The organism is Synechococcus sp. HJ21-Hayes, from assembly GCF_024345835.1.
Lineage (GTDB): Bacteria > Cyanobacteriota > Cyanobacteriia > PCC-6307 > Cyanobiaceae > Vulcanococcus.
Map to the genome: position 1 here is coordinate 92,338 of NZ_JAGQBW010000011.1, position 12,324 is coordinate 104,661.

15 protein-coding genes, 1 tRNA gene and 1 pseudogene are annotated in these 12,324 nt (G+C 65.0%); 15 read left to right on the forward strand and 2 right to left on the reverse strand.

Annotated elements, in window-relative coordinates:
* Window positions 1-52 precede the first annotated feature (52 nt).
* Together metG and lptC are read left to right on the forward strand one after the other, a co-directional pair.
* Window positions 53-1,621: a methionine--tRNA ligase gene (gene metG, locus KBZ14_RS10165; RefSeq protein ID WP_255118216.1), complete on the forward strand. Its 1,569-nt coding sequence runs from the start codon at window positions 53-55 to the stop codon at window positions 1,619-1,621.
* The gene (gene lptC / locus KBZ14_RS10170; protein WP_255118217.1) at window positions 1,618-2,775 is read left to right on the forward strand and encodes an LPS export ABC transporter periplasmic protein LptC; all 1,158 of its coding nucleotides are present in this window, start codon (window positions 1,618-1,620) and stop codon (window positions 2,773-2,775) included. The genes metG and lptC overlap by 4 nt, the downstream gene beginning before the upstream one ends.
* Here the strand turns inward: lptC and KBZ14_RS10175 are convergent.
* Window positions 2,711-3,370 carry a cofactor assembly of complex C subunit B gene (locus KBZ14_RS10175; protein WP_255118218.1) on the reverse strand — a complete coding sequence of 220 codons (660 nt, stop codon included), beginning with the start codon at window positions 3,368-3,370 and terminating at the stop codon, window positions 2,711-2,713. The genes lptC and KBZ14_RS10175 overlap by 65 nt on opposite strands.
* A 96-nt stretch (window positions 3,371-3,466) precedes the next feature.
* On the opposite strand from KBZ14_RS10175, the gene KBZ14_RS10180 reads away from it, so the two are divergent.
* From KBZ14_RS10180 to KBZ14_RS10215, 8 genes are all read left to right on the forward strand, one after another.
* On the forward strand, window positions 3,467-3,898 hold the full coding sequence (locus KBZ14_RS10180; protein WP_255118219.1) for a tellurite resistance TerB family protein: 432 nt from the start codon (window positions 3,467-3,469) through the stop codon (window positions 3,896-3,898).
* A 32-nt stretch (window positions 3,899-3,930) separates the two neighbouring features.
* Window positions 3,931-4,605 (forward strand): photosystem II repair protein Psb32, encoded by a 675-nt coding sequence (gene psb32 / locus KBZ14_RS10185; protein WP_261349012.1) that lies wholly within the window; start codon window positions 3,931-3,933, stop codon window positions 4,603-4,605.
* Window positions 4,606-4,612: 7 nt separating this feature from the next.
* Window positions 4,613-5,755, forward strand: a complete 1,143-nt coding sequence (gene pxcA, locus KBZ14_RS10190) for a proton extrusion protein PcxA (protein WP_255118220.1) — start codon at window positions 4,613-4,615, stop codon at window positions 5,753-5,755.
* A 4-nt stretch (window positions 5,756-5,759) separates the two neighbouring features.
* Window positions 5,760-6,323: a bifunctional adenosylcobinamide kinase/adenosylcobinamide-phosphate guanylyltransferase gene (gene cobU, locus KBZ14_RS10195; protein ID WP_255118221.1), complete on the forward strand. Its 564-nt coding sequence runs from the start codon at window positions 5,760-5,762 to the stop codon at window positions 6,321-6,323.
* Between the two features lie 4 nt (window positions 6,324-6,327).
* Window positions 6,328-6,801 carry a tRNA (cytidine(34)-2'-O)-methyltransferase gene (locus KBZ14_RS10200; RefSeq protein ID WP_255118222.1) on the forward strand — a complete coding sequence of 158 codons (474 nt, stop codon included), beginning with the start codon at window positions 6,328-6,330 and terminating at the stop codon, window positions 6,799-6,801.
* Window positions 6,802-7,002: 201 nt separating this feature from the next.
* Window positions 7,003-8,043, forward strand: a complete 1,041-nt coding sequence (locus KBZ14_RS10205) for a M23 family metallopeptidase (protein ID WP_315856141.1) — start codon at window positions 7,003-7,005, stop codon at window positions 8,041-8,043.
* A gap of 60 nt (window positions 8,044-8,103) precedes the next feature.
* A tRNA-Met gene (locus KBZ14_RS10210) sits at window positions 8,104-8,177 on the forward strand.
* Between the two features lie 519 nt (window positions 8,178-8,696).
* Window positions 8,697-9,491, forward strand: coding sequence for a site-specific integrase (locus KBZ14_RS10215; protein ID WP_255118224.1), 795 nt, complete (start codon window positions 8,697-8,699; stop codon window positions 9,489-9,491).
* 35 nt (window positions 9,492-9,526) lie between these two features.
* Here KBZ14_RS10215 and KBZ14_RS10220 read toward each other — a convergent pair whose 3' ends face one another.
* Window positions 9,527-9,853: a hypothetical protein gene (locus KBZ14_RS10220; protein ID WP_255118225.1), complete on the reverse strand. Its 327-nt coding sequence runs from the start codon at window positions 9,851-9,853 to the stop codon at window positions 9,527-9,529.
* A gap of 96 nt (window positions 9,854-9,949) precedes the next feature.
* Between KBZ14_RS10220 and KBZ14_RS10225 the strand changes: the two genes are divergently transcribed.
* The 5 genes and pseudogenes from KBZ14_RS10225 (at window position 9,950) to KBZ14_RS10245 (ending at window position 12,204) form a co-directional block, all read left to right on the forward strand.
* Window positions 9,950-10,243, forward strand: coding sequence for a galactose oxidase (locus tag KBZ14_RS10225; RefSeq protein ID WP_255118226.1), 294 nt, complete (start codon window positions 9,950-9,952; stop codon window positions 10,241-10,243).
* A 9-nt stretch (window positions 10,244-10,252) separates the two neighbouring features.
* Window positions 10,253-10,426, forward strand: a complete 174-nt coding sequence (locus KBZ14_RS10230; protein ID WP_255118227.1) for a DUF1651 domain-containing protein — start codon at window positions 10,253-10,255, stop codon at window positions 10,424-10,426.
* Window positions 10,427-10,920: 494 nt separating this feature from the next.
* Window positions 10,921-11,160 (forward strand): annotated as a pseudogene (locus KBZ14_RS15990) (transposase); the annotation flags it as partial.
* 103 nt (window positions 11,161-11,263) lie between these two features.
* Window positions 11,264-11,839, forward strand: a complete 576-nt coding sequence (locus KBZ14_RS10240; RefSeq protein WP_255118229.1) for a hypothetical protein — start codon at window positions 11,264-11,266, stop codon at window positions 11,837-11,839.
* 77 nt (window positions 11,840-11,916) lie between these two features.
* Window positions 11,917-12,204, forward strand: coding sequence for a transposase (locus KBZ14_RS10245; RefSeq protein WP_255118230.1), 288 nt, complete (start codon window positions 11,917-11,919; stop codon window positions 12,202-12,204).
* The last annotated feature ends 120 nt before the right edge of the window (window positions 12,205-12,324 follow it).

Here is a 12,324-nt window from a genome sequence, read left to right on the forward strand (position 1 = left end):
TCCTCTGTGGCAACCCAGGCTGCCAGGGGAAGCGCTGCGTAGGATCCCGCCGATGACCTACACCCTCACCACCCCCCTCTATTACGTCAACGACAAGCCGCATCTGGGCAGCGCCTACACCACGCTGGCCTGCGACGCGTTGGCCCGCTACCAGCGGCTGAAGGGGGAGGGGGTGATCTTCATCACCGGCTGCGACGAACATGGCCAGAAGATTCAGCGCACGGCCGAGGCGGCCGGGCTGAGTCCGCAGGCCCACTGCGATGCGGTGAGCGCCCAATACCGCGATCTGTGGGAGCGGTGGCAGATCAGCAACGACCGGCTGATCCGCACCACCGATCCGCGCCACCATCAGATCGTGGCCCAGTTCTTCGCCCGGGTGGAAGCCAATGGCGATGTGGTGGAGGGCCGCCAGCAGGGGTGGTACTGCGTGGCCTGTGAGGAATTCAAGGATGATCCCGCCGAGGCCACGGCGCCCCATTGCCCCATTCATCAGAGGCCCCTGGAATGGCGCGATGAGGTGAACCTGTTCTTCCGCCTCTCGCGGTATCAGCAGCAGATCGAGGCGTTGATCGCCCAGCCCGGTTTCATTCAGCCCGCTAGTCGCCGCCGGGAGGTGGAGAATTTTGTGAAGCAGGGCCTGAGGGATTTCTCTATTTCCCGGGTGAACCTGCCCTGGGGCATCCCGGTGCCAGGCCACGAGGGTCACACCTTCTACGTGTGGTTCGATGCCCTGCTCGGCTACATCACGGCCCTGCTGGAACCCGATGAAGCGCCGGATCTCGCCGTTGCCCTCAGCCACGGTTGGCCGGCCTCGGTGCATGTGATCGGCAAGGACATCCTGCGTTTCCATGCGGTGTACTGGCCCGCCATGCTGCTCTCGGCAGGCCTTGATCTTCCCGGCAAGGTGTTTGGCCACGGCTTCCTCACCCGCGAGGGCCAGAAGATGGGCAAGTCGTTGGGCAACGTGCTCGATCCCGTCGATCTGCTCGAGCGTTGCGGCCGTGATGCCGTGCGCTGGTATCTGTTGCGTGACATTCCCTTTGGGGAGGACGGCGATTTTCAGCAGCAGCGCTTCAGCGACCTGGTGAACAACGACCTGGCCAACACCATCGGCAACCTGCTCAACCGCACCAGCTCCATGGCCCGGCGCTGGTTCGAGGACTGTGTGCCAGCGCGCACCACTGCCGCCGCTGCCAGCCACCCCTTGGCTCTCGCCGCCGAGGCAGCCCGCAGCACGGTGATCGGCTCCCTCGACGGCCTGGACTTCCGCAGCGCAGCGGAGGCCACCCTGCAGCTGGCCATCAGCGCCAATGGCTTTCTGAATGAGCAGGCCCCCTGGAGCCTGATGAAGCAGGAGGGCACGCGGGAGCAGGTGGCCGACCAGCTCTATGCGGTGTTGGAAGCGGCGCGGATCGTGGCTGTGCTGATGGCTCCCCTGCTGCCCGATCTCTCCAGCCGCATGTTGCTGCAACTGGGACAGGTGCCCCTGGACTCCGGTGCTGCTGGCCACAACGAGCGCCCCTGGCTGGAGCAGCTGGAATGGGGGGGACTGGAGCCTGGAGCCCTGCTTCCGGAGCCTTCCCCTGTGATGGCCCGGCTTGAGCTGGATGCGCCCCTGTGAGACTGCGGCTCCTGCTCTGCGGCGCCACGCTCCTGCTGGCGGGATGCGCCAGTCAGCCCATCAGGCAGGAGGCTCCGGAACCCTTCGTGTTCCGTTCCCTCAACTTGCGCCAACAGGACAAGCTCGGGGCACCGGCCTGGGAACTCACCAGTCCGGAGGCCCGGTACGACATCAACCGGCGCCTGGCCCAGGTGCGCCAACCCCGCGGGGTGATCTATCTGCGCGGCAAGCCCCGGTACTCCATCGCGGCCCAGAGCGGCACGGTGCTGGGCGATGGCGAGGCGATTCAGCTTGAAGGGGCCGTGGCCATCACCTTGCTGGGCAAGGACTCGGTGCGCATCAGCGGAGATCAGGTGCGTTGGCTGCCGCGGCAGGACCTGATGCTGATCGATCGGCGCCCCACAGCCACGGATCGCCGCTCCCGCCTCAGTGCCCGCACGGCCCGCTTTCTGATTCAGGACGACCGCATCGAGCTCCGGGGCAGCCCCAGCCTGCAGCAGTGGGACGGCCAGCGGGACAAGGGGCCCGCCGCTGTGGTGATCACCACCACCAGCGTGAACTGGAAGCCCGCAGCCGGTGGTTTTGTGGCCCAGGGCCCCGTGCGGGGCGAGCGGCGCAACGGACAGCCCGCCAGCGGCCAGCTGCTCACGGCCAGCGGCCTCAATGGCAACCTGCGGGAGGGGTATGTGGACCTGCTCGCGCCGGTCCGCGTCGATGACAGGGGTGGCAAGGGCTGGATCCAGGCTGAGCGCACCCGCTGGCTGATCAACGACGAGCGATTGCGCAGCGACCAGCCCTTCCGGGGCCAGATCAACAAGCTCGCCGTTGAGGGGGCCCTGTTCGACATCGACCTCAAGGCCGAAACGGTGGTGATCCCCCAGGCCTGTTCCCTGCAGCAACCCGATCAGCGCCTCAGGGCCCAGAGCTGCCTGTGGCATTGGCCCGATGGGCGTTTCGAGGCCAAGGGCAACGTGGAGTTGCAGCGCAAGGCCTACAAGCAGATCACCCGATCGGCGCTGCTGCAGGGACGGCTCGGGGAGGAGGGTGTGGCCGTGTTCACGTCGCCGGGCGCCCGGGTGCAATCGCTGTTCACGCTTCCCCCGAACTCCCAGGGACAGGGGCGTCGCAAGCCAGCGACTCCAGTGCAGTTCTGATTTTGGCGGCCCAGCCAGCCACCCAGGTTTCATCACTGCGGCTGAAGCAGCGCGGCGACCAGCCCCCCACCAGCAGCACCCCCTCACTGCCGATCGGCTGAACGATCACGGCGGGGATGCCCGGCGGCAGCCCGACGAACTCATCCCGGCCGGGATAGAGCACCAGGTTCACCAGCGACACCGCCTTGCCGCTCTGCTGAGCCCGGGCTGTGATCGCCGCGGGCGTGAACGGCTGCTCGCCGAGCACCCCCCGTTGCAGCAGGGTTCTGCCCCGCCAGTGCAGCAGCACACTGGCGGCCGGGGTGGCCGTGAGCAGCATCTGGGAGCCCCAGGCCAGTTCCTGCCGCAGATCCCCTGGCAGGGTCCCATCGAGCACCAGTCCCTGTTCACCTGTGAGGGCCACCCGCTCGGGGGCGAGGGGCATGGCCCTGGTCCAGAGAATGGCCACCAACATCAGCCCCACCGCCAGAAAACTGGCGAGCACCCCGGCCCGCTCAAGCGCGGGCGTCAACGCGGGCGCCGTCCACTGATTGGCTACGCACAGCACCAGGCCCAGCACGCCGGCCGTGAGGCAGAGCTGTGCAGAGCGGCCCATGGTCCATGTCGGAAGTGCCGTCACGTTCTCACAGCCACACCATTGCCCCGCCTGGAGGTTGTGCTTGCTGAAATGCACGCAGATGCCTTATCAGCCTTGAGCAGTGCAATCGCCACAGGGCTCACACCCATGCAGGCCTTTGCCGCCATTGCCCTGGCGGCCGTGGCCTGTGACGGTGAACTGGAGCGCCGCGAGGCCCAGGGCCTGCGGCAACAACTGGAGAACCGCACGCCCTATGGCGACCTCTCCGAGGAGGCCATGGGCGACCTGCTGGATCAGTTACTGGAGCTCATACGCGGCCAGGGCTGTGGCGCCCTGATGCGGTCCGCGGTTCCGGTGCTCTCCCTGCCACAACGGGAAACGGCCCTGGCCATGGCCGCCCAGCTCACCCGGGCTGATCAGCAGCTGAGCCCCCTGGAATCCAGCTTTCTTGAGCAGCTGGGACAGTTGATGGAGTTGGAGGCGGGTCGCGCGGAGCAGATCCTCGAGGTGATCGCCGTACTCAATCGCGACAGCCTGGCCAGCTAACGGCAAACTGGGAAGCAGCTTTCCCCGGGATTCTGGTGCTGCTGCGTTCGCTTCGCACTCTGCTGGTTGCTCTGCTCTTGGTGCTCGGCCTGGCGCTGCCCCCAGCGGCCCTGGCCACTGGCCTCAAGGATTTCCCTGCCGATCCCCCCGCGACCCAGGTGCTGGATACGGCGGACCTGCTCAGTCGATCCGCCAGCGCGGATCTGGACAATCGACTGCAGGCCTTCGCTGCCGACCACATCGAGGCCCGATTGGTCACCTTGCGGCGACTGGACTACGGCGTCAGCCTCGACGCTCTGGGCCAGCAGCTGATTGATCGCTGGAGCCCCGCGGATCCCAACCGCTCCCAGCTGCTGTTCTTGATCGAGTCCCAGAACAACAGCGCCGCGGTGGTGGCCTCCCCAGACCTGCTGGAGCAGCTGCCCCAGACACTCCTCTCCAGTACAGCCATCAGCACCATGGGCTTGCCGCTGCGGGAAGGGGCTCGCTACCGCCAGGCCAGCGTGGATGCCATGGATCGCCTGGAGGTGGTGTTGCAGGGGGGTGAAGACCCCGGTCCCCCGCAACTGCTCGAGCGTCTGCCCCTGGAGACCAACATCCCCACCAAGGAGGAAACAGCCTCCAGCAATGCCTTCACCTGGGTTGTCGTGTTGCTTGTGGTTGGCACACTGGTGCCGATGATCACCTGGTGGGTCTTCTCCCGCTGAGCACGCCATGGGGTTGACCGACTGGATGGGCACGTTCGACCGTGCCAGCACGACTGATGTGAGCCTGAACCTCGAAAAGGCCTACGAGTCGGCTCTGTTGATCCAGAGCTTTGAACTCGAGTACTACAACGATCGCCCCGTGCGCCCGGAACTCGAGCTGAGTATTCCGCGTCAGGCCCAGGCTCAGATGCTGCGCCGTTTTCGGACTGCTCTGGAGATCTGCCGGCAGACGATTGAATCGATCGAGGCGCACCGCAGCGAGCTCGACAGCCAGGAACTCCGCCAGCTGCAGCTGGTGGAAACTGTGACCAGCCGCTACAGCCGTCGCCGCAGTTTGCCCAGCATCAGCCGGTCGCCGGAGATGTTGCCGCGCAGCCTGCTGGGTGTGTTCGATGGGGTGCGTCGCCAGCTGGACCCTGAAGCTGAGGCTTCCCTCGTGGCCGGCTTCCGCCGTCGCCGTGATTCCACGCTGGTGTCGCTGCGGATTCTGCTGCTGATGATCCTGGTGCCGCTGATCGTGCAGCAGGTGAGCCGCACCGTGGTGATTTCCCCACTGGTGAATCGCTTTGCCCCCGAGGTTCCCTTCCTCAGTTATCCGAAACCCCACCTTCAGGAGAAGGCCGTTGAGAAATTGCGGCTGTTCCAACAGGAGGTGGAATTCCAGGCCCTGCTGGAGGGGAAAGATCCCCCAAGCCGGGATGTCATGCATGAGGCCCTGGCCCAGAAGGCCAAGGAGCTCCAGCAGGACTCCGATGGTGAAGGCTTAGAGGCGGTGAAGAACATCCTCGCCGACGTGGCTGGGTTGGTGGGCTTCCTGTTGGTGTGCCTGGTGGGGCGCAGGGATATCCAGGTGCTGCGGGGGTTCCTTGATGAGGCGATCTATGGCCTGAGTGACAGCGCCAAGGCCTTCACGATCATCCTGTTCACGGACATCTTCGTGGGCTTTCACAGCCCTGAGGGCTGGACCGTGCTTCTCGAGGGCATCGAAGACCACTTCGGTCTGCCCCACCAGGAGAACTTCATCATGTTGTTCATTGCCACCTTCCCGGTGGTGTTGGCAACGATCTTCAAGTACTGGATCTTCCGCTATCTCAACCGCGTTTCTCCCTCCTCCGTGGCGACCCTGCGCAACATGAACGGTGGTGGTTGAGCCCATGGTCCAGGCTGGCCTTGTGCTGGTGAGTGGGCCTAGCCGCAGTGGCAAGAGCCGCTGGGCGGAGCACCTGGCCGCCAACAGCGGCCAGCCTGTGGTGTACGTGGCCACAGGTGCATTGCGGCCCGATGACGCCAGTTGGCAGCAGAGGCTGGCCCTGCACCGCCAACGCCGGCCGGACCACTGGACCACCCTCGAGGTGGGCGGCAACCTGAGCTCTGCCCTGGCCCAGCTGCTGGAAGCCCCCCCGCAGCCCCAGCCGCTGCTGCTGGTGGACGCCTTGGGCACCTGGCTAGCCCATCATCTCGATCTCTCCGAGCCGGCCTGGGAACGGGAGTGCCAGAGCCTCCTGCACACCTTGGCCAACCTGCGGCTGCCCGTGGTGCTGGTGTGCGAGGAAGTGGGGTGGGGTGTGGTGCCGGCCACGGCCATTGGAGGGCTGTTCCGTGATCGCCTCGGAGCTCTGCAACAGCGCCTGATGGCGCAGAGTGCCGCCGCCTGGCTGGTGGTTCAGGGCCGAGCCCTAGACCTCCATGCCCTGGGCCATGCCGTTCCGCTGCGCTGACGCCATGCCCCGCATTGTTCTGTTTCAGCCCCAGATCCCACCCAACACCGGCAATGTGGCGCGCACCTGCGCCGCGACGGATTGCGAGCTCCACCTGATCGAGCCGCTTGGATTTGAGATCTCCGATCGCACTGTGAAGCGAGCGGGCCTGGACTACTGGCCCTGGGTTCAACTGCAGCGCCACCATGACTGGGCGGCTTTTCAGACGCACCGCCTCGCGCGCGGTGGCCGGCTGCTGGCCCTCAGCAGCCACGGCGAGCAGGGCTATCACCAGATCCAGTACGAGCCCGAGGATTGGCTGCTGTTTGGCCGGGAAACCGATGGCTTGCCCGCGGCGCTGGTGGAGGAGGCCCAGACCTGTCTCACGATCCCGATGCCGGGGTCCGTGCGCCACGGTGGCGGGGTGCGCAGTCTCAACCTCTCCGTGGCGGTTGGGGTGGTGCTGTTTGAGGCCCTGAGGCAGCTGGAGCCCCGTTAAGCGCCATGGCGGCCAATCAGGCTGAATCCCTGCCAGCACTGCCTTAACACCCTTTTTTTGCCTTGAACCGACCAAAACAGTGACCACGGCGACTTGCCGAGGAAGGTTCCAGCCGTTACTCTCTGCCCGACCCGGGGATGTTGGCTTCTCCGCCGGGTTTTGTCCGACGGGTGAACCTGCATGAAGCCTTACCACTTCTTATTGACCACGCTGGCGAGCGCGACGGCCCTTGGCGGCGTCGCCAGCGTGACCATTCCAGGTCTGGCCGATTCCAGGCCCTCCTTCGACTTAGCGGAGACATCCCCTGAGGCCTCCCCCTCTGAGCCCCTGGTGGCCTCTCTGCCCACCTTCAGCGATCGCCTCTGGGTGAGGGTGCGGGCCGAGACCGATATCGAACAGCTGGCGAGCCAGCTGTCCCTCGATGAAACACGGCTGGCCAAGCTCAATGACGTGAACGAGGATCACCAGTTCCGCCAGGGCGACTGGTTGGTGCTGCCGAGCCAGTCGAGCAAGCGGGCCAAGCAGCTGGCTGCCATTGACACCAGTGAGTTGCGTCGTTCCCCTCCTGTGTCCGGTCCTCCGGCGGTGGAGGACGCCGCCCGGGTGAAATTCGGGGACAGCCTGGTGAAGATCGCCCAGCGCTACAACCTCACCATCTCGGAGCTCCTCAAGCTCAATCCCGGCCTCGAGGCCGCCCGACTGGTGGTGGGCACTCAGATCCGGCTCGCCCAGTCAGCTCCTGGTCGCAGTCGCATGGTGCTCGGGCTCAAGCCCACGGGCAGCGGTGGCCTCAGTTGGCCGGATACCCCCAGTTTTGGTGATGGCCAAGACTCGCCCAGCTTCCGCCAGCCCACCAGCACCACGGGCTGGATTTGGCCAACCACCGGCGTGTTCAGTTCCGGCTACGGATGGCGATGGGGGCGCATGCACAAGGGCATCGATGTGGCCAACAATGTGGGCACCCCGATCTATGCGGCCAAGGGCGGCCAGGTGGTGACTGCGGGTTGGAATGATGGCGGCTACGGCTACATGGTGGAGATCCGCCACGACGACGGCTCCCTGAGCCGCTACGCCCACAACAGCCGGATCCTGGTGCGCCCCGGCGACCTGGTGGCTCAGGGGACCATGATCTCCCACATGGGCAGCACCGGGCGCAGCACGGGCCCACACCTGCACTTTGAGATTCTTCCCGCTGGGAGTGGGGCCGTTAACCCCCTCCAGTTCCTTCCAGCCCGAGCCTGAGCGGCTCCGCGGTGGGCGAACCGGTCACAGCCCAGTCATCGTCTACAATCCTCAAGACGCGGCTCGGTAGCTCAGCTGGTTAGAGCGTGGGATTCATAACCCCAAGGTCGGGAGTTCAAGTCTCCCCCGAGCCACTGCTTTGTGCCCTGCTTCGGCGGGGTTTTTTGCTGTCTGGGCCTGGGTTGTCGGGGATTCCACAACTGAGACCAGTGTGAGCCACTTGTAGCCCAAACGTGACAAGTGCTTTGCATGTTTTTGGGGAACACTGACAGGGTCCCGCCGCTCTCGGATCCCATGCCTGAGACAGCTACACCAAGCCTTCCGTTCTGGGATCAGTGCGTGCAGGAGCTCAAGGTGCGACGCTGATCTCTGCATCCAGGGCCACCGGCAAGGCACCTGGCCGGCACCTCAGTCTGCGGAAACAGGGGCGACAGGCCCTGGGTGCAAAGAGGGCAGCCGGGCCCACGCCATCAACGATCTGCGCAAGCGGATTGCCCACTTCTAAGGATCTGTCGACGCCAAGCGCCTTCAGGCCTGGGTGCTGGAACACGACCCACGTCTGGAGCTCAAGAGCTTCAACCGACGGATCGAGACGCTCAGCCAGATCCATCGCAGTGGCCAGATGGACCTGACCGCTGAGCTGCAACGCCTCCGTGACCATGCGCCCCAAGGGAGCAGCCGAGAAGATCCGTAAGGCGTCCTCCATGCGGGTGCGGGTGATTCCGACCCATGAAGACCTGCAGCACTGGCTGGACCGCCTCGAGCCTTTCCATCAGTGGGTGTTTGGCTGCCTCGCCACCTATGGGCTCCGGCCCCATGAGCTCTGGCACGCCGAGGGGATCGACAGCCAGGGCTGGATCAGCATCCCGGGCGACATGAAGACCAAGACCGGCGAGCACGTCGCGCCGCCAGTCCCGGAGGCCTGGGTGGAGCGTTATGGCTTGCGCCAGAACTGGGAGCAATTCCACGGGCAGCTGAATGCCCGTTGGACCGTTCGATTTGTGGATGTCTCGGGCGTCAAGATCGCCGTCAACAACGTGGCGGTGTCGAATTCGCTGTACAAGGAATTCCGGCGCAAAGGCCTGCAGAAGCTCTGGGCGCCGGTGGCCGATGGCGAGGGGATGGACTGGGTACGCCCTTACGACCTCCGGCACGCCTACGCGATTCGCTGCGCCACCTCAGCTGAGACAGCGGACGCCTTTGACGACGATATGGCCACCTGGATGGGCCATGGGCTGGATGTGCACCGCCGGATCTACCTCCGGTGGCTCAGCTCCAGCCGGCGCAAGGAATCGCTGCAGAGACGGCGTGGTGGCGGGGCTGCTTTGAACCGGATCCAACCGTTCACCCCTGGCCAGGCGTCGGAGCCACCCATGGCTCTGCCTGAGGGGATCACGCCAGAGCTGCTTGAGATGGCCCTCACATTGAAAGCGGCCGGCCTCGGTTGAGGCTCGGCCGCAAGCATCAGGGATAGGCCTAACCCTCAGACCTCCTCCTCCCAGAGCCCCATGCGCTCGAGCCAAGCATCGGACTGCTCAAAGCTCCAGCCGTGATCGGCCTCCAGAACGTCGGCGATGGCGAACATCAGATCAAAGGAGCGGCCGTCGTAGCCGCCGCGGACGAGGGCGGTGCGCTGCAGGGCATTGGCGAGCTGCAGGAGATCGAGCTCCGCCAGCCAGTCGCCCTGCTCCAAGGCAGCAAGGGCGTGGTGCTGTTGGTCGGGAAGGACGCCGAGATGCGAGGAGCAGGCGCTCTGGCGCTGAACGAGCGAACGGAGGTGGGCCGTGATGCGCTGAAGGAAGAGAAGCAAGGGAGCGTGCGTAAGGCCCTAAAGGGTTCCGACACTCCACGGGCCAGCCACCCCAATCCCTGCTAGTACAGGTGTACGCATCGCAGGGGTTCGGTCATGGCGCTCTCCCGTTCAAGGTCAGCCCGCTCTGTGGCGGCAGCGGCTGAGGCCGCAGACGACTGCGAGGCCTGGCCGTATCTGGATGAGGGCGTGCTGCTAGCCAGCCGCAGCCGCAAGGTCTGCATGACCTGCCACTGGTTCAGGCATCACGCCGGAGCCCAGTGCATCCCGGTGCTCACCTGCCAGCTGCACCAGGGCCTGGTCGCCCAGGGCGAGCACCTCATCAGTCGCTGCCAGGGCTGGACCGATGCCATGGCCCGCCAGCGGGGTTGGGCACCGGAGGCGGGCTGACCCGTGTGGGTGCACCAGGGACAGCGAATCCCTTCCTCTCCGGCTGAGGCCTGGCTGAGTGATCAGGCCGCGCCGTTGCTGGAGCGCCGCCAGCGGCTCAGCCGTGACAAGGCCGTTGAGCTGTGGCGCCAACGCCGCGCTGAGGGCTGGACACCCTGCGCCCCGCAATGGCAGCCACCCTAGCCACCGCGCATGGAGTACTGGCGCTGAGAAACAAGGCCAAACCAACCACGCTGCTCCTGCTCAGCGGGCAAGGCAATGCGTGAAACAACGGATTGCTCAGGGCGCTCGGCGGAGCGAATCTGTGTGCACCAACCCAGGGAGGCGCCACCGATGGCTGATACCCCACCCCAGCGGCAGTAGAAGCACCGCTGACTGCAGGCCCCTGCTCCAACAGTCTTCACCCAACCGTGGGCGGGTCGTCAGTTCGGACACCGAATGTTCGTCTGAACCGTCGACACTCCGTTTGCACCGCCATAGGTGCCCCAGGAGACAAAACAACCCACACCTGGAACGTTCGGCCCCAGGCGCCAACGCCAGCAGCTTCGCTCCACTGTTATGGGAATGTTCGTGATTGATCCATGACCCTCGGGCGCTGCTCGGGGGTTTTTGGTTGCAATTTCACTCCAACGGGGATCCTGCGGTGCAAACAGCAGGGCCCAGGCCACAGCTGCTGCCAGCGCTGCAGGTTTCATATCGCCAGGAACCTGCTCCAGACCGTTCCCAAAGCCCATCAGGAGATGGTGGTTGCCGCCCTGCGCTCGGTGTTTGCGCAACAAAGCAAGGACGCGGTGCTGGAGCAGTGGGATCAGGTGAGCACCATGCTCGCCGCGCTCGCCGCCAAGTTCCCCAGAGTGGCTGAGCTCATGACGAAGGCCCGCGAGGACGTGCTGGCCTTCCGCCACTTCCCTCTCCCGGCCCGCGTCCTAGATACCTACACCAAGCCCTGGGACGCCGCTCTTGCTTCTTGCTAAAGGGGGATTGCTCGATCCAGGCTTCGCAGCAACGACATAGACCGTGATGGCCGCAACCCCACACGTTGATCTTGGAACGCAAGGAGAGCTGGTGCTAGGCGAGCAACAGCCGCGCTGGAGCAGGGATCTAGTGCGCTTTCTGCCCCTCAAGAGCCAATTTTTGCTGAGTGGGAATGTGCGTGATCGCTATCCACTGCAGGTGGAGCAGGGGCGGGCCCGACCTCTGGCTCTGCAGAACTATCTCGCGGAGCTGCTCCGCTCAGCAGGTATTGCCCATGTGCTGGCGTTCGATCCGGTCAATGGCTTCTCCCTTCCCCTCAGCGACGGCCTTGATCTCGCAGCTGAGTTCCAGGGTCTTGCCTTCCTTGGCCTCCAGTGGGATCAAAACGGACGTGCCTGCGCGAGCGTTGCCCGGTTCTTTGAACTCCTCCCCGGGATCGTGCAGAACGAGGGTCCGCCGATCGCCCTTCTGGCCGACTTCTCCTCCCGCTATCTGGCGCGTGTTGATCTGCCGAGCCCTGATGAGCACAGCTGGTTCACCACCGCGCTGGTGCTTGGCTATGGCGTGAGGCCCCGGCCCGTTGGGCCTAATCATTCCCCGCTGTTCAACCCCCTGATCTGAGGTGGACTGGTTTTTCTGGACAGGCCCCATCGTTAGTCTCTGAGGCGGGGTACCGCCCCTGATCGGGGCTCCCGTCAATGAGTAAGCGCCGCACCCACAGTCCCGAATTCAAGGCCAGGGTCGCCATGGAGGCGATCAGTGGCCGCAAGACGATCCAGGAGATCGCTGCCGACCACGCCATCCACCCGATCCAGGTGAGCCAGTGGAAGAGACAGCTCTTGGATGGCGCCAGCGAGCTGTTCACCAGGGGCAAGAAAACCAAGGACAAGGAGGAGGGTCAGGTCAAGGAGGCTGAGCTGTTCCAACAGATCGGCAAGCTGCAGATGGAGCTGGAGTGGCTCAAAAAAAAATCTCAGCGGCTCTGATGCCCGTGAACGACGCAAGCTGGTCGATCACGACCACCCTGAGCTCAGCATCAACCGCCAATGTGCGCTGCTCGGCCTGCCCAGATCCACGCTCTACTACCGACCGACAGCGGTGCGTGA

What these genes read in the sequence shown, in the direction of transcription:
- KBZ14_RS10240 (WP_255118229.1), top strand. Translation starts at nt 11,264, where the DNA reads ATGGCCGCAACCCCACACGTTGATCTTGGAACGCAAGGAGAGCTGGTG.
- cobU (WP_255118221.1), top strand. Translation starts at nt 5,760, where the DNA reads ATGGTCCAGGCTGGCCTTGTGCTGGTGAGTGGGCCTAGCCGCAGTGGC.
- KBZ14_RS10175 (WP_255118218.1), bottom strand. Translation starts at nt 3,370, where the DNA reads ATGGGCCGCTCTGCACAGCTCTGCCTCACGGCCGGCGTGCTGGGCCTG.
- metG (WP_255118216.1), top strand. Translation starts at nt 53, where the DNA reads ATGACCTACACCCTCACCACCCCCCTCTATTACGTCAACGACAAGCCG.
- KBZ14_RS10225 (WP_255118226.1), top strand. Translation starts at nt 9,950, where the DNA reads ATGGCGCTCTCCCGTTCAAGGTCAGCCCGCTCTGTGGCGGCAGCGGCT.
- KBZ14_RS10245 (WP_255118230.1), top strand. Translation starts at nt 11,917, where the DNA reads ATGAGTAAGCGCCGCACCCACAGTCCCGAATTCAAGGCCAGGGTCGCC.
- KBZ14_RS10200 (WP_255118222.1), top strand. Translation starts at nt 6,328, where the DNA reads ATGCCCCGCATTGTTCTGTTTCAGCCCCAGATCCCACCCAACACCGGC.
- pxcA (WP_255118220.1), top strand. Translation starts at nt 4,613, where the DNA reads ATGGGGTTGACCGACTGGATGGGCACGTTCGACCGTGCCAGCACGACT.